This window comes from Streptomyces sp. NRRL S-378 (assembly GCF_000720645.1).
Lineage (GTDB): Bacteria > Actinomycetota > Actinomycetes > Streptomycetales > Streptomycetaceae > Streptomyces.
On record NZ_JOBX01000007.1, the window covers coordinates 34,263 to 54,052 of the forward strand.

Sequence of the window (19,790 nt, forward strand, 5' to 3'; positions counted from 1 at the left end):
GCCAGGGCTGGTGCCCGCGCCGGCCGACATCCACAGACCGAACCGAGGACCCCGAACTCCGATGAAGACGACGACGATGTTCCGCAACATAGCCAACCCCCGCCGCACCACCCTCGCGCACCTCAAGGACGCCGAGGAGCTGCAGGCGGCCCCGGCCACCCCGGAGCACGCCGTCGAGCTGCCGACGCAGACCGCCAACCCCCGGCGCACGGTCCTGATGGACGCGCCGGTCGCCGCCGCCGCGCAGTAAGCCGCCCCGCACGGAACGTGAAGCGCCGCTGCCCGCCGCGTTAGCCTGGGGACCGCAGACTCCAGCCAGCGGAAATACAGAGGGGCAGACGCAACACGTGCGCATCGCCAGGTTCTCGATCGACGGCAATGTCGCGTTCGGCGCGGTCGAGGGCGACGCCGCCCCCGGCAACGAAGCGTCGCTCGTGCTCGACATCATCAAGGGCATCCCGTTCGCGGACTTCGAGCTCTCGGGTACGAAGGTCCCGCTGAGCAAGGTCCGCCTGCTGCCGCCCGTGCTCCCGAACAAGGTCGTGGCCATCGGCCGCAACTACGCGGAGCACGCGGCGGAGCTCGGCAACGAGGTCCCCGACGCCCCCATCACCTTCTTCAAGCCGTCCACCTCCGTGGTCGGCCCGGGCGACCCGATCACCTACCCCTCCTTCTCCCAGGACCTCCACCACGAGGCGGAGCTCGCCGTGGTCATCGGCCGCATGTGCCGCGAGGTCCCCAGGGAGCGCGTCAAGGACGTCATCCTCGGCTACACCTGCGCCAACGACGTCACGGCGCGCGACGTGCAGCAGCGCGAGAAGCAGTGGGCCCGCGCCAAGGGCTTCGACAGCTCCTGCCCCCTCGGCCCCTGGATCGAGACCGACCTGGACCCGGGCGACCTGACCATCCAGTGCACCGTCAACGGCCAGCAGCGCCAGCTCGGCCGCACCAGTGACATGGTCCGCTCCATCGAGGACCTGGTCGTCCACATCACCGAGGCCATGACGCTGCTCCCCGGCGACGTCATCCTCACGGGGACCCCGGCCGGAGTCGGCCCCCTCAACGTCGGCGACGAGGTCGCCGTCACCATCGAAGGCATCGGCACTCTCACCAACAAGGTGATCAAGCGTGGTTAACGGACCTGTCCGCGTACGTTTCTGTCCCTCCCCGACCGGCAACCCCCACGTGGGCCTGGTCCGCACCGCCCTGTTCAACTGGGCGTTCGCGCGCCACCACGGCGGCACGTTCGTCTTCCGCATCGAGGACACCGACGCGGCCCGCGACTCCGAGGAGTCCTACGACCAGCTGCTCGACTCGCTGCGGTGGCTCGGCTTCACCTGGGACGAGGGCCCCGAGGTCGGCGGTCCGCACGCGCCGTACCGCCAGTCCGAGCGCATGGACATCTACGCGGACGTCGCGAAGAAGCTGCTCGACGGCGGCTACGCCTACCACTGCTACTGCACCACCGAGGAACTCGACGCGCGCCGCGCCGCCGCCCGCGCGGCCGGCAAGCCCTCCGGCTACGACGGCCACTGCCGCGAGCTCACCACCGTGCAGATCGAGGCCTACCAGGGCGAGCACCGGCCCGCGATCGTCCGCTTCCGGATGCCCGACGAGCCCATCACCTTCACCGACCTGGTCCGCGGCGAGCTGACCTTCACCCCGGAGAACGTGCCGGACTTCGGCATCGTCCGGGCCAACGGCGCCCCGCTCTACACCCTGGTCAACCCGGTGGACGACGCGCTGATGGAGATCACGCACGTCCTGCGCGGCGAGGACCTGCTCTCCTCCACCCCCCGCCAGATCGCCCTCTACAAGGCGCTGATCGAGCTGGGCGTCGCCAAGGGCACCCCCGCCTTCGGCCACCTGCCGTACGTGATGGGCGAGGGCAACAAGAAGCTCTCCAAGCGCGACCCCGAGGCCTCGCTCAACCTGTACCGCGAGCGCGGCTTCCTCCCCGAGGGCCTGCTGAACTACCTCTCGCTCCTCGGCTGGTCCTTCTCCAAGGACCAGGACGTCTTCTCCATCGAGCAGATGGTCGAGAAGTTCGACATCGACGGCGTGAACGCCAACCCGGCGCGCTTCGACCTGAAGAAGGCCGAGTCGATCAACGGCGACCACATCCGCCTGCTCGACCCGAAGGTGTTCGCGGACCGCTGCGCCCCGTGGCTGCAGGCCCCGCACGCCAACTGGGAGCCGGAGGACTTCGACAGGGAGGCCTGGGAGCGCATCGCGCCGTACGCCCAGACGCGCGTGGGCGTCCTGTCGGAGATCACCGCCAACGTGGACTTCCTGTTCCGCAAGGAGCCCGTCGAGGACCAGGCCTCCTGGGACAAGGCGATGAAGGGCGAGCCGGCGGCCCTGCTGACCACCGCCCGCGAGAAGCTGGCCGACGCCGACTGGTCGGACCCCGAGTCCCTCAAGCAGGCCGTCCTGACCGCCGGCGAGGCCCACGGCCTCAAGCTCGGCAAGGCCCAGGCCCCGGTCCGCGTGGCCGTCACCGGCCGCACGGTCGGCCTGCCGCTCTTCGAGTCCCTGGAGATCCTGGGCAAGGAGCGCTCGCTGTCCCGCATCGACGCGGCCCTGGCCAAGCTGGCCGGCTGACCCGCAGCAGCACCGTCCCGTCCCGCAGGGGGCGGCGCCCGAACCCGGGCCGCCGCCCCCTGCGGCGTTGTCCCGGGCGGGCTCGCCGGCCCACGCGCCCGCGTCGCTGCCTTTCCTGACGGACTTCCTGATCGTGCCCACCCCGCAGGCGCCCGCGGCGTAGGCTCGGGCACATGCCGATCCGCGCCGTGCTGTGGGACATCGACGACACCCTCTTCGACTACACGGGGGCCGACGCGGCCGGTCTCGCGGCGCAGCTGGAGGCCGTCCGGCTCGCGGAGCGGTACGGTACCCGCGCGCAGGCGCTCGCGCGCTGGCGGGAGATCACCGACCGCCACTGGGCGCGCTTCGCCGCCGGTGTGGGCACCTTCCAGGGGCAGCGCCAGGAGCGGGTGCGGGAGTTCCTCGACGAGCCCGCCATGACCGCGGCCGAGGCCGACGCGTGGTTCGACCAGTACGTCGAGCACTACAAGGCCGCCTGGACCCTCTTCCCCGACGTCGTGCCGGCGCTCGACGCCCTTGCCGCGGACTACCGGCACGGCGTGCTCTCCAACTCCTCCACGGCCAACCAGGACCCCAAGCTGCGCCGGCTCGGGCTGCGCGAGCGCTTCGAGGTGCTGGTCTGCGCCGTCGAGCTCGGCGTCAGCAAGCCCGAGGCGCAGGCGTTCCTCGCCGCGTGCGAGGCGCTCGGACTGCCGCCGGAGGACGTGGCGTACGTGGGGGACCAGCCCGAGATCGACGCGCGCGGGGCCCGCGACGCCGGGCTGCTGGCCGTCTGGATCGACCGGGACGGCCGCAGGGGGCCGGGCCCCGAGGGAGCACACCGGATCGAAGGCCTTGACCGGCTGCCTGAGCTGCTGGCACGGGATACCCGTTTTGGAGCACGGTCAGGCATCCGGTAATGTTCTTTCTGCGCCGCCGGAGCGGGCCGAAAGGCCGGACGGAGGCGCCACTCGAAAGAAAAATCCCCCAGGGGGTTGACTTTCGGTGGGGTATAGTGTAATTGGCAACACGAGGGTTTCTGGTTCCCTTATTCTAGGTTCGAGTCCTGGTACCCCAGCGCAATGCAGTAGTGACGCAGTGCTTAGCCCCCGTTGTGTAGCGGCCTAGCACGCCGCCCTCTCAAGGCGGTAGCGCCGGTTCGAATCCGGTCGGGGGTACAGATCCTTCCCGCAAGATCTCCTTTGGGTAGCTCCCGGACGTCTTGATGCAGGATCGCTAGGGCCCCCGTTGTGTAGCGGCCTAGCACGCCGCCCTCTCAAGGCGGTAGCGCCGGTTCGAATCCGGTCGGGGGTACTGGTCTGGTATAGACCACATTGGGCTATGGTGTAATTGGCAACACGAAGGTTTCTGGTTCCTTTGTTCTAGGTTCGAGTCCTGGTAGCCCAGCGCAGTACAAGCAAGCCCCCGTTGTGTAGCGGCCTAGCACGCCGCCCTCTCAAGGCGGTAGCGCCGGTTCGAATCCGGTCGGGGGTACGCACAGGAGAGGCCCTCCGCGTTCATCGCGGAGGGCCTCTTCGCTGTCTGCCCGCCCCTGCCGACGCAGGCACAAGTACGGGCCCGGAGGCGCGTGTTCGGACGTGTGCGGCGTCGAACGCGCCCCCGGGCCCGGGGGTGAACAGGTGGGGTCGGCGTCAGCCGGAGCGGCGCAGCGCCTCCGTGAGGCGGGCGGCCGCGTCGATGACGGCCTGGGCGTGCATCCGGCCCGGGTGGCGGGTCAGGCGCTCGATCGGCCCGGAGACCGACACGGAGGCCACCACGCGGTTCGACGGCCCGCGCACCGGTGCCGAGACGGACGCCACGCCGGGCTCCCGCTCGCCGATCGACTGCGCCCAGCCGCGGCGCCGCACGCCCGAGAGCGCCGTCGCCGTGAAACGCGCACCCTGGAGGCCACGGTGGAGCCGCTCGGGCTCCTCCCAGGCCATCAGGATCTGCGCGGCCGAGCCGGCCTTCATCGGCAGGGTCGAGCCCACCGGGACGGTGTCCCGCAGGCCCGACAGCCGTTCCGCCGCCGCCACGCAGATGCGCATGTCTCCCTGACGGCGGTAGAGCTGCGCGCTCTCGCCCGTCACGTCACGGAGGTGGGTGAGTACCGGTCCCGCCGTGGCCAGCAGGCGGTCCTCGCCGGCCGCGGCGGCGAGCTCCGCCAGCCGCGGACCGAGGATGAACCGGCCCTGCATGTCCCTCGCCACCATCCGGTGGTGTTCCAGTGCCACGGCAAGGCGATGTGCCGTGGGTCGTGCGAGCCCTGTCGCCGCGACCAGCCCGGCGAGGGTGGCCGGACCGGACTCCAGTGCGCTCAATACCAGAGCTGCCTTGTCGAGAACGCCGACGCCGCTAGAGTTGTCCATGAAACGATATTCGCGTCTCACACTGTGAAACGCAAGTTCAATTTTTCCAAGAACCAGCGAGTCTGTATGTGCGGGTCCACGAACCACTGGGTCCGAGCCGTCGTCCGGGACGTGGGGTACGGGCGTGTGGCGCACGAATCTCTATGAAGCGCCGGCACAACCCGCCGGCCGGAGGGAAAGCGATGGGTAGGACACTCGCGGAGAAGGTCTGGGACGACCATGTCGTCCGGCGCGCCGAAGGCGAGCCCGACCTCCTCTTCATCGATCTGCACCTGCTGCACGAGGTGACCAGCCCGCAGGCCTTCGAGGGACTGCGCCAGGCCGGCCGCAAGGTCCGACGCCTCGACCTCACCATCGCGACCGAGGACCACAACACCCCCACCCTCGACATCGACAAGCCGATCGCGGACCCGGTCTCGCGGGCCCAGCTGGAGACGCTGCGGGCGAACTGCGCCGAGTTCGGTGTCCGCCTGCACTCGCTGGGCGACGTCGAGCAGGGCGTGGTCCACGTCGTGGGACCGCAACTGGGCCTCACCCAGCCCGGCACCACCGTGGTCTGCGGCGACTCGCACACCTCCACGCACGGCGCCTTCGGCGCGCTGGCCTTCGGCATCGGCACCAGCCAGGTCGAGCACGTGCTGGCCACCCAGACGCTGCCGCTGGCCCGCCCCAAGACGATGGCGATCACCGTCACCGGCGCGCTGGCCGAAGGCGTCACCGCCAAGGACCTGATCCTGGCGATCATCGCCAAGATCGGCACCGGCGGCGGCCAGGGCTACATCCTGGAGTACCGCGGCGAGGCCATCGAGCAGCTCTCGATGGAAGCCCGCATGACCATCTGCAACATGTCGATCGAGGCCGGCGCCCGCGCGGGCATGATCGCCCCCGACCAGACCACCTTCGACTACCTCCAGGGCCGCGACCACGCCCCGGTGGGCGAGGACTGGGACGCGGCCGTCGCGTACTGGAAGACCCTGCGCACCGACGAGGACGCGGTCTTCGACGCCGAGGTCGTCATCGACGGCGCCGCGCTCTCCCCGTTCGTCACCTGGGGCACCAACCCGGGCCAGGGCGCGCCGCTGTCGGCGAACGTCCCCGACCCGGCTTCGTACGAGGACGCTTCGGAGCGCCTCGCGGCGGAAAAGGCCCTGGAGTACATGGGGTTGACCGCCGGGCAGCCGCTGCGCGACATCAAGGTCGACACCGTCTTCGTAGGTTCCTGCACCAACGGCCGCATCGAGGACCTGCGCGCCGTCGCCGGGATCATCGAGGGCCGCAAAGTCGCCGACGGGGTACGGATGCTGGTCGTGCCGGGCTCGGTCCGCGTCGCCCTCCAGGCCGTGGAAGAGGGCCTGGACGCGGTCTTCAAGGAGGCCGGCGCCGAGTGGCGGCACGCGGGCTGTTCGATGTGCCTGGGCATGAACCCGGACCAACTGGCGCCCGGTGAACGCTCCGCGTCCACCTCCAACCGCAACTTCGAGGGCCGGCAGGGCAAGGGCGGGCGTACGCACCTGGTCTCCCCGCAGGTGGCCGCCGCCACCGCCGTGCTGGGCCATCTGGCCTCGCCCGCCGACCTGTCCGCCGCCGACGCGACCGCCGGAGTCTGAACCATGGAAGCCTTCACCGTCCACACCGGCCGGGCCGTCCCGCTGCGCCGCAGCAACGTCGACACCGACCAGATCATCCCGGCCCACTGGCTCAAGAAGATCACCCGCGACGGCTTCGAGGACGGACTCTTCGAGGCCTGGCGCAAGGACCCGGAGTTCGTCACGAACCGCCCGGAGCGCGCCGGCGCGACCGTGCTCGTCGCAGGTCCCGACTTCGGTACGGGCTCCTCGCGCGAGCACGCCGTCTGGGCCCTGCAGAACTTCGGCTTCAAGACGGTCATCTCCTCCCGCTTCGCCGATATCTTCCGCGGGAACTCGCTGAAGAACGGCCTGCTGACCGTGGTGCTCCCGCAGGAGACGGTCGACCGGCTGTGGGAGCTGACGGAGGCCGACCCCGCCGCCGAGATCACGGTCGACCTGGTCGACCGCCAGGTGCGCGCGGAAGGCATCGTGGCCGAGTTCGAACTCGACGACAACGCCCGCTGGCGTCTGCTGGAAGGCCTGGACGACATCTCGCTCACCCTTCAGAACGAAGCGGACATCGCCACCTACGAAAGCGCCCGTCCGGCCTTCAAGCCGCGCACCATTCAGGCCTGATTCCTGCCTGATCAGCGGTTATTCACCCCCGGGTGATCACAACGACAACACTGTGCCCCCCGCCTTCCGGCGGGGGGCACAGCCGTTTGTTGAGGCCCCGTGAGGCGACAACTCGCCCCAGATGGCACAATCTGTGCATGGAACGCGACAGTCAACTCGAGCTCTACGAACTCGTCGCGGACCGGCTGAAAGAAGCACACACACGGGTGCGCTCACTGCAAGTCCCGGAGGGCGTAAGGATGGCGCTGTCCCGGAAGCTGTTGGTCGTCACGGCCGCGGCGAAGCATGATCTCGCCGATGCGGCAAGGCGCCTGGACAGGTTGATGAAGGACCTCGACGAGGGTCGATTCCCTGAAGGCGACTGATGCGAAGGAACTCCGTAACCGCCTCCGGCGTTGCGGCACTAGGGTGATTAGCCCGTTTCGTGTTTGATTTGCGGTATATATCCGCCTAACGTGCGAAATAAGCTTGAACACATTCGTTCTGGCGAAGTCTCCGAAGGGGAAGACGTGAACAAGGCGCAGCTCGTAGAAGCGATTGCCGACAAGCTGGGCGGCCGCCAGCAGGCCGCGGACGCTGTCGACGCGGTACTGGACGCCATCGTCCGCGCTACCGTCGCGGGCGACCGGGTCTCGGTCACGGGCTTCGGCTCGTTCGAGAAGGTCGACCGTCCGGCCCGTTACGCCCGCAACCCGCAGACGGGTGAGCGCGTCCGGGTCAAGAAGACGTCGGTGCCCCGATTCCGTGCCGGCCAGGGCTTCAAGGACCTGGTCAGCGGCACCAAGAAGCTGCCCAAGGGTGGCGAGGTGTCGGTGAAGAAGGCGCCGAAGGGCAGCCTCACCGGCGGTGCCTCCGCGACGGTCAAGAAGGCCGCGGCGAAGAAGGCCACGACTGCGAAGAAGGCCGCTGCGAAGACCACGGTCGCACAGAAGGCCACCGCCAAGAAGAGCACCGCGACCGCCAAGAAGACGGCCGTGAAGAGCACCGCCACGGCGAAGAAGACCACGGCGGCCGCCAAGAAGGCCACCACCGCCAAGAAGACCACGGCCGCGGCGAAGAAGACCACCGCCGCCGCGAAGAAGACCGCCCCGGCGGCCAAGAAGGTCACCGCAGCGACGAAGGCGCCGGCCAAGAAGACGGCGACCCGCAAGGCCACCGCGAAGAAGACCACCGCCCGCAAGAAGTAGGGGCACGAGTCACACACGCCGGGCCGGCTTCCCTCCGCTGGGGAAGCCGGCCCGCGGTGCGTTCGGGGCCCGTCGGCCGCCCCGTGGGCGTCCCGGCGGACCGGTTCAGAAGGTCTGGAGCGTGATCAGGGTGATCCGCAGGTCCGCGCCCTTGCCGTCCGTCTCGATCCGGACCCGCTGCCCGGGCCGCAGCAGCCGCAGGCCGCCCGCGTCGAACGCCGGGGCCTCGAAGGACACCGGGGTGCCGTCGTCCAGCAGCACGCTGCCGCTGCGGGTCTGGGAGTCGTACGTGTACGCGGTCGCCTGCATACCCGCACTGTATCGGGCCGTGTGACGCCCCACACCGAGGGCGAGCGCCGTGCGCAGGTCCGCCGCCGTGTCCACGTCGCGGCGCACGCTGTCCACGTCCGCCAGTGCGATTTCGACCGCCCCCGACGCGGAATGCCTGGCCCGCGACGCACCGCCGAAGGAAGGGGCCAATTCCACGTCGGGTGCAGCGGAAAGCAAGGTCGTACCGATTCCGGCCGCATCCGCCAGAAATGCCCGCGGAAATGCCGATGCGTTTTCGAGCACGCGTAGCAATTCGGAGGGCCGCAGCGCCGGCAGGTCCGCGTTCATCGCCGCGACCGGGGTGGCGGGACGCGCCTGACGGGCCGCCCGTGCGCCGTGCGCCAGCGCCGCGTTGAGCCCGGCCGCCGGGACGTCCGCGACGATCCGCGCCCCCAGCCCGGCCAGTTCCGCACCGGCCGCGGCGTCGTCCGTGACGACCACCACATCCGAGACCGCCGTGCAGGCCAGCGCCCCCGCGACGGTGTCCAGGGCGAAAGCCAGGGCCAGCCCCGGACGCGAGGCCCCCACGGCCGCCGCGAGACGGCTCTTGGCCACCGACAGGGGCTTCAGCGGAACCACCAGACTCCAGACGGCGTTCGTGACGGACCCCTTCCCTCCGGTACGCTCCGGCCCCTCCCCGGGCCAAGGCCGGGTCATGGCCCGGTCATGTGTCGGCCCATTGTCGCCCCCGCCGGGCAGCCCGGGGGTCCGGCGGGGTGAGCGGGGCGTACGGTGTTCTCGACAGAGACCGGGCCCGGGGTGACACTTGTCCGGCCGACGACGAGGTGCCCCAGCCGCGACCGGTCCTAGAGGAAGGTGTCCGAGTGTCCCGCCGCAGAATCGGCTTCTGGTACCGCCTGGCGGCGGTCATCGCAAAACCGCCGCTGGTAGTGCTCTTCAAGCGGGACTGGCGGGGAATGGAGCACATTCCGGCCGAGGGCGGTTTTATCACCGCCGTCAATCACAACTCCTATCTGGACCCGCTCTCCTACGCGCACTTCCAGTACAACACCGGCCGGGTGCCCCGATTGCTCGCCAAGGCCGCCCTCTTCAAGGTCCCCTTTGTCGGGTCGATCCTCCGCGGCAGCGGGCAGATCCCCGTCTACCGGGAGACCACCAACGCCCTGGACGCATTCCGGGCCGCCGTCGACGCCATCGAGCGCGGCGAATGCGTCGCCTTTTACCCCGAAGGCACCCTGACCCGGGACCCCGACATGTGGCCGATGGCCGGCAAGACCGGCGTCGCCCGCGTCGCGCTGATCACCAGGGCGCCCGTCATTCCGGTGGCCCAGTGGGGCGCGAACCTCGCCATGCCGCCGTACGCCAAGGAGAACAAGGTCCGGCTCCTCCCGCGCAAGACCCTCCAGGTGCTCGCCGGCCCGCCCGTGGACCTCTCGGCCTACTACGACCGGGAACCCACCCCGGACGTCCTCAAGGAGGCCACCGAGACCATCATGGCGGCCGTCACCCGGCTCCTGGAGGAGGTGCGGGGGGAGACCGCGCCCGAGCAGCCGTACGACCATCGCAACGCCAGGGCGGAACAGCGGCGCAAGGCCGCAGGGGAGGGCAAGAAGTGACACGTCCCATCAAGGCGACCGTCTTCGGAACAGGCTCCTGGGGCACGGCCTTCGCCATCGTGCTCGCCGACGCCGGCTGCGAGGTCACCCTGTGGGGCCGCCGCAGCGAGGTCGTCGACGCCATCAACACCGGCCGGACCAACCCGGACTACTTCCCCGAGGTCGAACTCCCCGCGAACATCCGGGCCACCGGCGACCCGGCCGAGGCCGCCGCGGGCGCCGACTTCACCGTCCTGGCCGTCCCCTCGCAGACCCTGCGCGACAACCTCGCGGCCTGGGCCCCGCTGCTGGCCCCCGACACGGTGCTCGTCTCCCTGATGAAGGGCATCGAACTCGGCACCGCCAAGCGGATGAGCGAGGTCATCGAAGAGGTCGCCAAGGTTCCCGCCGAGCGCATCGCCGTCGTCACCGGCCCCAACCTGGCCGCCGAGATCGCCGCCCGCCAGCCCGCGGCCTCCGTCGTCGCCTGCGTGGACGAGGCCGTCGCCCAGCGCCTCCAGGCCGCCTGCCACACCGCGTACTTCCGCCCGTACACCAGCACCGACGTCATCGGCTGCGAGCTCGGCGGCGCGGTCAAGAACGTCATCGGCCTCGCCGTCGGCATCGCGGACGGCATGGGCCTCGGCGACAACACCAAGGGCTCGCTCATCACCCGCGGACTCGCCGAGGCGACCCGTCTGGGCGTGGCCATGGGCGCCGACCCGCTCACCTTCTCCGGCCTCGCGGGCCTGGGCGACCTGGTCGCCACCTGCTCCTCCCCGCTCTCCCGGAACCACACCTTCGGCACCAACCTCGGCCGGGGCATGACCCTGGAGGAGACCATCGCGGTCACCAAGCAGACCGCCGAAGGAGTCAAGTCCTGCCAGTCGGTGGCCGATCTGGCGGGCCGGCACGGTGTGGACATGCCGATCACCGAGACCGTGGTGGACATCGTCCACCACGGCAAGCCGACCCTCGTGGCCCTGAAGGAACTGATGGGCCGCAGCGCCAAACCGGAACGTCGCTGACTCCTTCCCGGACGCTTGAGCGGGTACGCTCATGCCGATATGAGCAGCGAGAACCTCCCCCAGACCCCTGAGCAGCAGGGTCGCAAGCCCCGCGTGGCCGTCGTGTTCGGCGGCCGCAGCTCGGAACACGCCATCTCGGTCGTCACGGCGGGCGCCGTCCTGCGCTCCATCGACCGGTCCAAGTACGAGGTGCTGCCCATCGGCATCACCACGGACGGCCGGTGGGCGCTGACCGCCGACGAGCCCTCGCGGATGGCCATCGCAGACCGCAGGCTCCCGAGCGTCGAGGAGCTCGCCGAGTCCGAGGACGGCGCCGTCGTCCTCTCGGTCGACCCGGCCAGCCGCCAGGTCGTCTACACCGAGCCGGGCGCCGTCCCGAAGGCCCTGGGCGAGGTCGACGTCGTCTTCCCCGTGCTGCACGGCCCCTACGGCGAGGACGGCACCCTCCAGGGCCTCCTGGAGCTCTCCGGGATCCCGTACGTCGGCTCGGGCGTCCTCGCCTCGGCCGTCGGGCAGGACAAGGACTACATGAAGCGGGTGTTCACGTCCTTCGGGCTGAGCGTCGGCCCGTACGTGACCATCCGCCCCCGTGAGTGGGAGACCGACCGGGACGCCGCCACGGCCCGGATCCTGGAATTCGCCGCCGAGCACGGCTGGCCGCTCTTCGTGAAGCCCGCCCGGGCCGGCTCCTCGATCGGCATCACCAAGGTCGACGACGCGTCCGGCCTGGAGGCCGCCGTGAAGGAGGCCCGCCGCCACGACCCGAAGATCATCGTGGAGGCGCTGCTGCGCGGCCGCGAGATCGAGTGCGGCGTCCTGGAGTTCGAGGACGGGCCGCGGGCCAGCGTGCCCGCCGAGATCCCGCCGGTGTCCAGCCACGACTTCTACGACTTCGAGGCGAAGTACATCGACTCCGCCTCCGGGATCGTGCCCGCCCCGCTCACCCCGGAGCAGACCGCCGAGGTGCAGCGGCTCGCGATCGAGGCCTTCGAGGCCGCTTCCTGCGAGGGTCTCGTGCGCGCCGACTTCTTCCTCACCGAGGACGGCGAGTTCGTCATCAACGAGATCAACACGATGCCCGGTTTCACGCCGATCTCGATGTACCCGCTGATGTGGGAGAAGTCCGGCATCGCGTACCCGGAGCTGGTGGACCGCCTGATCCAGGCGGCCCTGCGCCGCTCCACCGGGCTGCGCTAGCAGCAGGTCGAGCCGCCGCCCGCCGGCCGCCCCGCACGGGGGCGGCAGGCGGGCGGCGGTGTGCCGGAGCTCAGTAGGAGGCGATGCCCGCGGGCACGGTCGCGGCGATCGCCGTGGACAGGCCGACGAGCATCCCCGCGTCCGTGGCATGCTCCTTGTCGACGCGGACCTCCGTGTAAGCCAGCCGCATCCCGGTGGTGAACCGGAATCCGCCGTCGTCACGCTTCTCCAGCAGCCAGGCCACGCCGTTCACCTCGACGCCGTCCTGCTTCGGATCCAGCATCTCGGGGGGCCTGGCGATACCGCACCGCAGTACGATCGCCGAGCCGCCCCAGGAGGCGGTCAGGTCGGACTCCGGTTCGGTCCGGGTCCGCGCCAGGCCGGCCACCGTCTCCGGGAGCTCCTTGTGCAGTGCCGCACAGAACCCCGCGACATCGCCCGGCGGCGCGGGCGGCGGTTCCACCCGGGCCTCGGAACCGTCCGGGGAGCACGCCGCCAGGGCGGCGGACGCGGCCAGGGCGACGGGCACGGCCAGGACACGGAGGGGCCGGTGGTGGAGGGACATCACCGGCCAAGAGTAGACGGGGGCTACAGATGGACCACCGGGCAGGTCAGGGTGCGGGTGATCCCCTCCACCTGCTGGACCTTGGCGACGACCATGCGGCCGAGTTCGTCCACGGTGTCGGCCTGGGCGCGCACGATCACGTCGTACGGCCCCGTCACGTCCTCGGCCTGGATCACCCCCGGGATCTGGGCGATGGACTCGGCGACGAACGACGCCTTGCCCACCTCGGTCTGGATGAGGATGTACGCCTGTACCACGGAACCTCCAGGGCGGCCACGAGGATCATTTCCCCTAACCTTCGGGTGAACCCCACACGATGGACAGGGCCGGGGGAAGAAGGGACGCCACGGTACCGCGTCGCCGTGCGCCACGGGGAGACCTGCGGGCCCGGCGCCACGCACAGCGGGGCGTACGGAGAGCAGAAGTTGACGTATCTGTTGACGGTACCCAGAGCTGTGACGGCTCGCGACCGCAAGCGGACTGGGCAAGAAGGGGCACAGCGATGAAGGGCACTGTCGGCGAGCTGGGGGAGTTCGGGCTGATCAGGGAGCTCACCTCACGACTCACCACCACCCCGGCGGTCCGGCTCGGACCCGGCGACGACGCGGCGGTCGTCTCGGCCCCCGACCGGCGGGTCGTGGCGAGCACCGACATCCTGCTGGAGGGCCGGCACTTCCGGCGCGACTGGTCCACGGCCTACGACGTCGGCCGCAAGGCCGCCGCGCAGAACCTCGCGGACATCGCGGCCATGGGGGCGGTGCCGACCGCGCTGCTCCTCGGCCTCGTCGTGCCCGCCGAACTCCCGGTCACCTGGCCCACGGAGCTGATGGACGGCATCCGCGACGAGTGCCAGGTCGCCGGCGCCGCCGTGGTCGGCGGGGACGTGGTCCGCGGAGACACCATCACCGTCTCCATCACCGCCCTCGGTGACCTGCGCAACCACGAGCCCGTCCTGCGTTCCGGGGCCCAGCCCGGCGACGTCGTCGCCGTCACCGGCTGGCTCGGCTGGTCCGCGGCCGGCTTCGCCGTGCTCTCGCGCGGCTTCCGCTCCCCGCGGGCGTTCGTGGAGGCCCACCGGCGCCCCGAGCCGCCGTACCACGCCGGTCCCGCCGCCGCCGGCCTCGGCGCCAGTGCCATGACCGACGTCAGCGACGGCCTGATCGCGGACCTGGGGCACATCGCCGAGGCCAGCAAGGTCCGCATCGACCTGCGTTCGGCCGCCGTCGACATCCCGACCCAGATGCACGACATCGGGCAGGCCGTCGGCGTGGACCCGCTCCAGTGGGTGCTCACCGGGGGAGAGGACCACGCGATCGTGGCGACCTTCCCGCCCGACGTGAAGCTCCCCGCCCGGTGGAAGGTCATCGGCGAGGTGCTCAACCGCTCCGCGCTGCCCCAGGTGACCGTGGACGGCGCGCCCTGGACCAGCACCGGAGGCTGGGACCACTTCGGGGCCGACCCGGCCCCCCAGGACGGCACGCTGTGAACACGGCACCGCCGCTGTGCCTGACCGTCGCCGGATCGGACTCCGGCGGCGGCGCGGGCATCCAGGCCGACCTCAAGACCATGCTGGCCCTCGGCGTCCACGGCATGAGCGTGGTGACCGCCGTGACCGCCCAGAACTCCCTCGGGGTACGGGGAGCCTGGGAGCTGCCCGCCGAGGCCGTCACGGCCCAGTACCGGGCCGTCGTGGACGACATAGGCGTGCACGCGGTGAAGACCGGCATGCTCTCCTCCGCCGCACTGGTGGAGACCGTGGCCGCGCTGCTCGCGGACACTGCGGCCCCGGCCGTCGTGGACCCCGTCGGCGTCTCCAAGCACGGGGACGCGCTGCTCGCCGCCTCGGCGCTGGACGCCGTACGCACGCAACTGCTGCCGCGGGCGACCGTGGCCACGCCCAACCTGGACGAGGTCGCCCAGCTCACGGGCATCGCCGTGGAGTCCGAGGACGACATGCGGCGGGCCGCCGACGCGGTCCTCGGCCACGGCCCCCGCTGGGCGCTCATCAAGGGCGGGCACCTCGCGGCGCACGGCAGCGAGGCCGTGGACCTGCTCACCGACGGCACCGAGGAACGGTGGCTGCGCGCCCCGCGCCACTCCAACCGGCACACCCACGGCACCGGCTGCACCCTCGCCAGCGCGATCGCGGCCGGACTGGCCAAGGGCCTGGCCGTCCCGGAGGCGGTCACGGCCGCCAAGGAGTACGTGACGGGCGGCATCGCCGCCGGCTTCGCACTCGGCGGAGGCATCGGCCCGGTGGATCACGCCTGGCGGCTGCGCTGACCCCGCCCGGAGTACCGGGGTCCAGCCCGCCGGGATCCCCCGGACAAGGCAAAAGGCCGGTCCACCAGAGGTGGACCGGCCTTCTTGGCAACCGGAAGGGGCTGCGCTACGACGGGCGTCAGCGCGAGACCTTGCCGGCCTTGATGCACGAGGTGCAGGCGTTGAGGCGCTTCGGCGTCCCATTGACCACGGCACGGACGCGCTGGATGTTCGGGTTCCAGCGACGCGAGGTGCGGCGGTGCGAGTGGGAGATGTTGTTGCCGAAGCTCGGCCCCTTGGCGCAAACGTCGCAGTTGGCAGCCACAGGTCACTCCAAAGACTTCAGATGCAATTACAGTGAATCCGGCGCACCGGATCAGAGGTCTGAAGTGGTTTGCCGGGGAAAAGACCCGACTCTCATCGGGCAACCGGAGCAGCATACAACGACTGCGCCCGTCCAAGAAAACTACCATGGCGGCCGGCGACCCCGTCCCGCGGTCCGGGCCCCGGGGGCGCGGTCCTTCGTTACCCTGCGGTGAACCCTGGCCCGCACGAGGAGGAACGCCCGGTGCCGCACGAGCCGCAGCCGCAGCCCGCCGACGAGCTCGACGCCGAGGCCGTGCGCACCTGGAGCTCGCTCGCCCTGGCAGCGCTGGGCCGGGCCCGCGAGGACATCGACGCGATCAACGTCTACCCGGTCGCCGACGCGGACACCGGCACCAACCTCTACCTCACCGCCGAGTCGGCCGACCGCGCCCTGGCCGAGGCCTTCGACAGCGCGGCCCACGCCGCGGGGACCCCCGCACCCACCTCGCTGTCCGAAGCCGTACGGGCCTGGGCGCACGGCGCGCTCGTCGGCGCCCGCGGGAACTCCGGCACGATTCTCGCCCAGTTGCTGCGCGGAGTGGCCGACGTGCTCGGCGCCGAGCACGAGGGGCGCCGGCACGGCCCCGGCGGGCTGCTCGCCCACGCCCTCACCCGGGCCGCGGAGGAGGCGTACGCCGCCGTGGCCCACCCCGTGGAGGGCACCATGCTCACCGTCGCGGGTGCCGCCGCGCGGGCCGGCGAAGCGGCCTCGGCGGCCGCCGGCACCGCGGGGGACGTGGCCCGCGCGGCCTACGACGGCGCCCGCGCCGCACTCGCCGAGACCCCCGGACAGCTCGCCGCGCTGGGCCGGGCCGGGGTGGTCGACGCCGGCGGCTGCGGGCTCGTCGCCGTCCTGGGCGCCCTCTGGCAGACGCTGTCCGGCCAGGAGCCGGCCGCCGAACCGCTCGCGGGGGCCGCCCGGACGGTGCCGCCCGCACCGCGGCCGGCCGACCCCTGCGAGCAGCACGCGGACGGCCCCGCCTACGAGGTGATCTACCTGCTGGAGGCCTCGGAGGCGGCGGTCGCGGAACTGCGCGCGACCCTCGACGGACTCGGCGACTCCCTGGTCGTGGTCGGCGGCGACGGACTGTGGAACGTCCACGTCCACGTCGACGACCCCGGCGCGGCCGTGGAGGCGGGCGTGGTCGCCGGGCGGCCGTACCGGATACGGATCACGCACTTCGGCGACGAGCGCCGGCGGGGCCGCGCCGAGCGTGCCCAGCGGGCCGTGGTCGCCGTCGTCCCCGGCGAGGGACTGGCGGGCCTGTGCGCCGAGGCCGGCGCGACCACCGTGCTCGTACGCCCCGGAGAGGTCCCGGCCACCGCCGAACTCCTCGACGCCGTCCGCCGGGCCCACGCCCGCGAGGTGGTGCTCCTGCCGGGCGGAGCCGAACTGCGCGCGGCGGCGGCCGCGGCCGCCGAGCAGGCCCGTGCCGAGGGCGTGCGGACGGCCGTGATCCCCACCCGCTCCGCGGTCCAGGGACTGGCCGCGCTCGCCGTGCACGACCCGGACGGCAGCTTCGACGAGGACGTGGTGGCCATGACCGCCGCCGCCGGCGCCACCCGTTACGGGGAACTGGCCGTCGCCGAACGCCAGTCCTTCACCTCGGCCGGCATCTGCCAGGCCGGCGACGTGCTCGGCCTCATCGACGGCGACGTCGCCGTGATCGGCGCGGGCCTGGCCGAGACCGCCGAGGCCGTCCTGGACCGGATGCTGGGCTCCGGCGGCGAACTCGTCACCCTGGTCCTCGGACCGGAGGTGCCGGACGGCGTCGCCGCACGACTGGAGGCGTACGTGCAGTCCGGCCACCTGGCCGTGGACACCGTCACCTACCTTGGCGGCCGGTACTCGGCGCCGCTCCTCATCGGGGTGGAATAACGGCCTTGTCAGCGCCATGGTGTGCAATGGAACACGTGCCCGCGCTCGACGAAGACCTCAAGAAGACGCTCGGACCCGCCACCGCCAAGGTGCTGGCCGAGCAGCTCGGCCTGCACACGGCCCTGGACCTGCTCCACCACTACCCGAGGCGGTACGCCGAGCGCGGCGAGCTGACCTCGCTGGCCGAGCTCGCCGACCAGATCGACGAGCACGTGACCGTCGTCGCGCAGGTCGCCGACGCCCGCGTCCTGACCTTCAACGGGGGCCGGGGCAAGCGGCTGGAGGTCACCATCACCGACGGCAGTGGCCGGCTCCAGCTGGTCTTCTTCGGAGCCGGGGTCCACAAGCCCCACAAGGAGCTGCTGCCCGGCAGCCGCGCGATGTTCGCCGGCAAGGTCTCCAGGTTCAACCACAAGCTCCAGCTCGCGCACCCGGCGTACGAACCGCTCGGCGCGGACGCCTCCGACCGGGACGCCGCCACCGCCTTCGCGAACCAGCTGATCCCGATCTACCCGGCCTGCGCGAAGCTGGAGTCCTGGAAGATCGCCAAGTGCGTGGACGCGGTGCTGCCCAGCGCCCGGGAGGCGGTGGACCCGCTGCCGCCCGCCCTGCGCGAGGGCCGCGGACTGGTCCCGCTCACCGAGGCCCTGCTGAAGATCCACAGGCCCGCCACCAAGGCCGACATCGACGACGCCCGCCAACGCCTGAAGTGGGACGAGGCCTTCGTCCTCCAGGTCGCCCTGGCCCGCCGCCGCCACGCCGACGCCCAGCTCCCTGCGGTCCCGCGCCGCCCCGCCCCGGACGGCCTGCTCGACGCCTTCGACGCCGAACTGCCCTTCACCCTCACCGAGGGCCAGCAGAAGGTGTCGAAGGAGATCTTCGACGACCTCGCCACCAGCCACCCCATGCACCGCCTCCTCCAGGGCGAAGTCGGAAGCGGAAAGACCATGGTGGCCCTGCGGGCGATGCTGGCCGTCGTGGACTCCGGAGGGCAGGCGGCGATGCTCGCGCCCACCGAGGTGCTCGCCCAGCAGCACCACCGCTCCGTCGTCGAGATGATGGGCGAACTGGCCGAGGGCGGCATGCTCGGCGGCTCCGACCAGGGCACCAAGGTCGTGCTGCTCACCGGGTCGATGGGGATGCCGGCGCGCCGTCAGGCCCTGCTCGACCTGGTGACCGGTGAGGCCGGGATCGTCATCGGCACGCACGCCCTGATCGAGGACAAGGTGCAGTTCCACGACCTCGGCCTGGTCGTCGTGGACGAACAGCACCGCTTCGGCGTGGAACAGCGCGACGCGCTCCGGTCCAAGGGCAAGCAGCCCCCGCACCTGCTGGTGATGACCGCCACCCCGATCCCGCGCACCGTCGCCATGACCGTCTTCGGCGATCTGGAGACCTCCGTCCTCGACCAGCTGCCCGCCGGGCGCTCGCCGATCGCGACCCACGTGGTGCCGGCCAAGGACAAGCCGCACTTCCTCGCCCGGGCCTGGGAGCGGGTCCGCGAGGAGGTCGAGAAGGGCCACCAGGCGTATGTGGTCTGCCCGCGCATCGGCGACGGGGAGGACGACGCCAAGAACGGCAAGAAGAAGACCGCCGCCGCGGACGACCCCGACAAGCGGCCCCCGCTCGCCGTCCTGGAGGTGGCCGAGCAGCTCGCGCGCGGCCCGCTCGCCGGGCTGAGCGTCGAGGTGCTGCACGGCCGGATGGACCCGGCCGACAAGGACGACGTCATGCGGCGCTTCACCGCGGGCGAGGTCAAGGTGCTGGTCGCCACCACGGTCATCGAGGTCGGTGTGAACGTCCCGAACTCCACCGTCATGGTGATCATGGACGCGGACCGGTTCGGCGTCTCCCAGCTCCATCAGCTGCGCGGCCGCGTCGGCCGGGGCTCCGCCCCGGGCCTGTGCCTGCTGGTCAGCGAGATGCACGAGGCGAGCCCCGCCCGGGCCCGGCTGGCGGCCGTCGCCGCCACCCTCGACGGCTTCGAGCTCTCCCGGATCGACCTGGAACAGCGCCGCGAGGGCGACGTCCTGGGCCAGGCCCAGTCCGGGGTGCGTTCCTCGCTGCGCATGCTCGCCGTCATCGAGGACGAGGAGGTCATCGCCCAGGCCCGGGAGGAGGCCACCCGCGTGGTCGCCGGGGACCCGGCGCTGGAGCGGCTGCCGGGCCTGCGGACCGCCCTGGACGCCCTGCTCGACACCGAGCGCGAGCAGTACCTGGAGAAGGGCTGACCGGTACGACCTATCGTTGGAGTGCCGCGG

19 protein-coding genes, 5 tRNA genes and 1 pseudogene are annotated in these 19,790 nt (G+C 71.5%); 20 read left to right on the forward strand and 5 right to left on the reverse strand.

Features of this window, described 5'->3' with window-relative positions; all coding sequences use genetic code 11:
- The first annotated feature begins 61 nt into the window (after positions 1–61).
- The 9 genes from IH80_RS0106675 (at position 62) to IH80_RS0106715 (ending at position 4,080) form a co-directional block, all read left to right on the forward strand.
- Positions 62–250, forward strand: a complete 189-nt coding sequence (locus IH80_RS0106675; protein ID WP_030029864.1) for a hypothetical protein — start codon at positions 62–64, stop codon at positions 248–250.
- A gap of 97 nt (positions 251–347) precedes the next feature.
- On the forward strand, positions 348–1,136 hold the full coding sequence (locus IH80_RS0106680; protein ID WP_030958498.1) for a fumarylacetoacetate hydrolase family protein: 789 nt from the start codon (positions 348–350) through the stop codon (positions 1,134–1,136).
- The gene (gene gltX, locus IH80_RS0106685; RefSeq protein ID WP_030958499.1) at positions 1,129–2,604 is read left to right on the forward strand and encodes a glutamate--tRNA ligase; all 1,476 of its coding nucleotides are present in this window, start codon (positions 1,129–1,131) and stop codon (positions 2,602–2,604) included. The genes IH80_RS0106680 and gltX overlap by 8 nt, the downstream gene beginning before the upstream one ends.
- A gap of 173 nt (positions 2,605–2,777) precedes the next feature.
- Positions 2,778–3,506: an HAD family hydrolase gene (locus tag IH80_RS0106690; protein WP_030958500.1), complete on the forward strand. Its 729-nt coding sequence runs from the start codon at positions 2,778–2,780 to the stop codon at positions 3,504–3,506.
- Positions 3,507–3,592: 86 nt separating this feature from the next.
- A tRNA-Gln gene (locus IH80_RS0106695) sits at positions 3,593–3,664 on the forward strand.
- Positions 3,665–3,691: 27 nt separating this feature from the next.
- Positions 3,692–3,764: transfer RNA gene (locus tag IH80_RS0106700), tRNA-Glu, on the forward strand.
- Between the two features lie 63 nt (positions 3,765–3,827).
- Positions 3,828–3,900: transfer RNA gene (locus IH80_RS0106705), tRNA-Glu, on the forward strand.
- A gap of 21 nt (positions 3,901–3,921) precedes the next feature.
- A tRNA-Gln gene (locus IH80_RS0106710) sits at positions 3,922–3,993 on the forward strand.
- A gap of 14 nt (positions 3,994–4,007) precedes the next feature.
- Positions 4,008–4,080: transfer RNA gene (locus IH80_RS0106715), tRNA-Glu, on the forward strand.
- 158 nt (positions 4,081–4,238) lie between these two features.
- Here the strand turns inward: IH80_RS0106715 and ndgR are convergent.
- The gene (gene ndgR / locus IH80_RS0106720) at positions 4,239–4,955 is read right to left on the reverse strand and encodes an IclR family transcriptional regulator NdgR (protein WP_007266782.1); all 717 of its coding nucleotides are present in this window, start codon (positions 4,953–4,955) and stop codon (positions 4,239–4,241) included.
- A gap of 182 nt (positions 4,956–5,137) precedes the next feature.
- Between ndgR and leuC the strand changes: the two genes are divergently transcribed.
- The 4 genes from leuC to IH80_RS0106740 all read left to right on the forward strand — a co-directional run bounded on the left by leuC (position 5,138) and on the right by IH80_RS0106740 (position 8,346).
- On the forward strand, positions 5,138–6,562 hold the full coding sequence (leuC, locus tag IH80_RS0106725) for a 3-isopropylmalate dehydratase large subunit (RefSeq protein WP_030958502.1): 1,425 nt from the start codon (positions 5,138–5,140) through the stop codon (positions 6,560–6,562).
- A gap of 3 nt (positions 6,563–6,565) precedes the next feature.
- Positions 6,566–7,159 carry a 3-isopropylmalate dehydratase small subunit gene (leuD, locus tag IH80_RS0106730; RefSeq protein WP_030958504.1) on the forward strand — a complete coding sequence of 198 codons (594 nt, stop codon included), beginning with the start codon at positions 6,566–6,568 and terminating at the stop codon, positions 7,157–7,159.
- 137 nt (positions 7,160–7,296) lie between these two features.
- Complete coding sequence (locus tag IH80_RS0106735; RefSeq protein ID WP_030009267.1) at positions 7,297–7,524, forward strand: hypothetical protein; 228 nt, start codon at positions 7,297–7,299, stop codon at positions 7,522–7,524.
- Between the two features lie 144 nt (positions 7,525–7,668).
- The gene (locus IH80_RS0106740; RefSeq protein ID WP_030958505.1) at positions 7,669–8,346 is read left to right on the forward strand and encodes an HU family DNA-binding protein; all 678 of its coding nucleotides are present in this window, start codon (positions 7,669–7,671) and stop codon (positions 8,344–8,346) included.
- Positions 8,347–8,655: 309 nt separating this feature from the next.
- Here the strand turns inward: IH80_RS0106740 and cofC are convergent.
- Positions 8,656–9,258 (reverse strand): annotated as a pseudogene (gene cofC / locus IH80_RS0106745) (2-phospho-L-lactate guanylyltransferase); the annotation flags it as partial.
- Between the two features lie 242 nt (positions 9,259–9,500).
- Between cofC and IH80_RS0106750 the strand changes: the two are divergent.
- The 3 genes from IH80_RS0106750 to IH80_RS0106760 are packed head-to-tail and all read left to right on the forward strand — an operon-like array spanning position 9,501 to position 12,457.
- Positions 9,501–10,253 carry a lysophospholipid acyltransferase family protein gene (locus IH80_RS0106750; RefSeq protein ID WP_030958510.1) on the forward strand — a complete coding sequence of 251 codons (753 nt, stop codon included), beginning with the start codon at positions 9,501–9,503 and terminating at the stop codon, positions 10,251–10,253.
- On the forward strand, positions 10,250–11,260 hold the full coding sequence (locus IH80_RS0106755; protein WP_030958511.1) for an NAD(P)H-dependent glycerol-3-phosphate dehydrogenase: 1,011 nt from the start codon (positions 10,250–10,252) through the stop codon (positions 11,258–11,260). The genes IH80_RS0106750 and IH80_RS0106755 overlap by 4 nt, the downstream gene beginning before the upstream one ends.
- Before the next feature lie 39 nt (positions 11,261–11,299).
- The gene (locus tag IH80_RS0106760) at positions 11,300–12,457 is read left to right on the forward strand and encodes a D-alanine--D-alanine ligase family protein (protein ID WP_030958512.1); all 1,158 of its coding nucleotides are present in this window, start codon (positions 11,300–11,302) and stop codon (positions 12,455–12,457) included.
- A gap of 70 nt (positions 12,458–12,527) precedes the next feature.
- Here IH80_RS0106760 and IH80_RS0106765 read toward each other — a convergent pair whose 3' ends face one another.
- Both IH80_RS0106765 and IH80_RS0106770 read right to left on the reverse strand, forming a co-directional pair.
- Positions 12,528–13,022, reverse strand: a complete 495-nt coding sequence (locus IH80_RS0106765) for a DUF3515 domain-containing protein (RefSeq protein ID WP_030958513.1) — start codon at positions 13,020–13,022, stop codon at positions 12,528–12,530.
- A 23-nt stretch (positions 13,023–13,045) separates the two neighbouring features.
- Positions 13,046–13,279, reverse strand: a complete 234-nt coding sequence (locus IH80_RS0106770) for an Lrp/AsnC family transcriptional regulator (RefSeq protein WP_030958514.1) — start codon at positions 13,277–13,279, stop codon at positions 13,046–13,048.
- A 245-nt stretch (positions 13,280–13,524) separates the two neighbouring features.
- On the opposite strand from IH80_RS0106770, the gene IH80_RS0106775 reads away from it, so the two are divergent.
- Positions 13,525–14,508: a thiamine-phosphate kinase gene (locus tag IH80_RS0106775; protein WP_030958515.1), complete on the forward strand. Its 984-nt coding sequence runs from the start codon at positions 13,525–13,527 to the stop codon at positions 14,506–14,508.
- Complete coding sequence (gene thiD / locus IH80_RS0106780) at positions 14,505–15,305, forward strand: bifunctional hydroxymethylpyrimidine kinase/phosphomethylpyrimidine kinase (protein WP_030958517.1); 801 nt, start codon at positions 14,505–14,507, stop codon at positions 15,303–15,305. The genes IH80_RS0106775 and thiD overlap by 4 nt, the downstream gene beginning before the upstream one ends.
- Positions 15,306–15,423: 118 nt before the next feature.
- Here the strand turns inward: thiD and rpmB are convergent, their stop codons facing one another.
- Complete coding sequence (gene rpmB, locus IH80_RS0106785) at positions 15,424–15,609, reverse strand: 50S ribosomal protein L28 (RefSeq protein ID WP_007266795.1); 186 nt, start codon at positions 15,607–15,609, stop codon at positions 15,424–15,426.
- Positions 15,610–15,852: 243 nt separating this feature from the next.
- Here rpmB and IH80_RS0106790 point away from each other — a divergent pair, with 243 nt between their 5' ends.
- Positions 15,853–17,529 carry a DAK2 domain-containing protein gene (locus tag IH80_RS0106790; RefSeq protein WP_030958519.1) on the forward strand — a complete coding sequence of 559 codons (1,677 nt, stop codon included), beginning with the start codon at positions 15,853–15,855 and terminating at the stop codon, positions 17,527–17,529.
- Between the two features lie 26 nt (positions 17,530–17,555).
- Positions 17,556–19,760, forward strand: a complete 2,205-nt coding sequence (gene recG / locus IH80_RS0106795; RefSeq protein WP_030958520.1) for an ATP-dependent DNA helicase RecG — start codon at positions 17,556–17,558, stop codon at positions 19,758–19,760.
- The last annotated feature ends 30 nt before the right edge of the window (positions 19,761–19,790 follow it).

Excerpts from the sequence above, each read along its gene's own strand:
- IH80_RS0106675 (WP_030029864.1), top strand. The coding sequence starts at position 62 with ATGAAGACGACGACGATGTTCCGCAACATAGCCAACCCCCGCCGCACC.
- IH80_RS0106690 (WP_030958500.1), top strand. The coding sequence starts at position 2,778 with ATGCCGATCCGCGCCGTGCTGTGGGACATCGACGACACCCTCTTCGAC.
- ndgR (WP_007266782.1), bottom strand. The coding sequence starts at position 4,955 with ATGGACAACTCTAGCGGCGTCGGCGTTCTCGACAAGGCAGCTCTGGTA.
- leuC (WP_030958502.1), top strand. The coding sequence starts at position 5,138 with ATGGGTAGGACACTCGCGGAGAAGGTCTGGGACGACCATGTCGTCCGG.
- leuD (WP_030958504.1), top strand. The coding sequence starts at position 6,566 with ATGGAAGCCTTCACCGTCCACACCGGCCGGGCCGTCCCGCTGCGCCGC.
- IH80_RS0106735 (WP_030009267.1), top strand. The coding sequence starts at position 7,297 with ATGGAACGCGACAGTCAACTCGAGCTCTACGAACTCGTCGCGGACCGG.
- IH80_RS0106760 (WP_030958512.1), top strand. The coding sequence starts at position 11,300 with ATGAGCAGCGAGAACCTCCCCCAGACCCCTGAGCAGCAGGGTCGCAAG.
- IH80_RS0106765 (WP_030958513.1), bottom strand. The coding sequence starts at position 13,022 with ATGTCCCTCCACCACCGGCCCCTCCGTGTCCTGGCCGTGCCCGTCGCC.
- IH80_RS0106775 (WP_030958515.1), top strand. The coding sequence starts at position 13,525 with ATGAAGGGCACTGTCGGCGAGCTGGGGGAGTTCGGGCTGATCAGGGAG.
- recG (WP_030958520.1), top strand. The coding sequence starts at position 17,556 with ATGGAACACGTGCCCGCGCTCGACGAAGACCTCAAGAAGACGCTCGGA.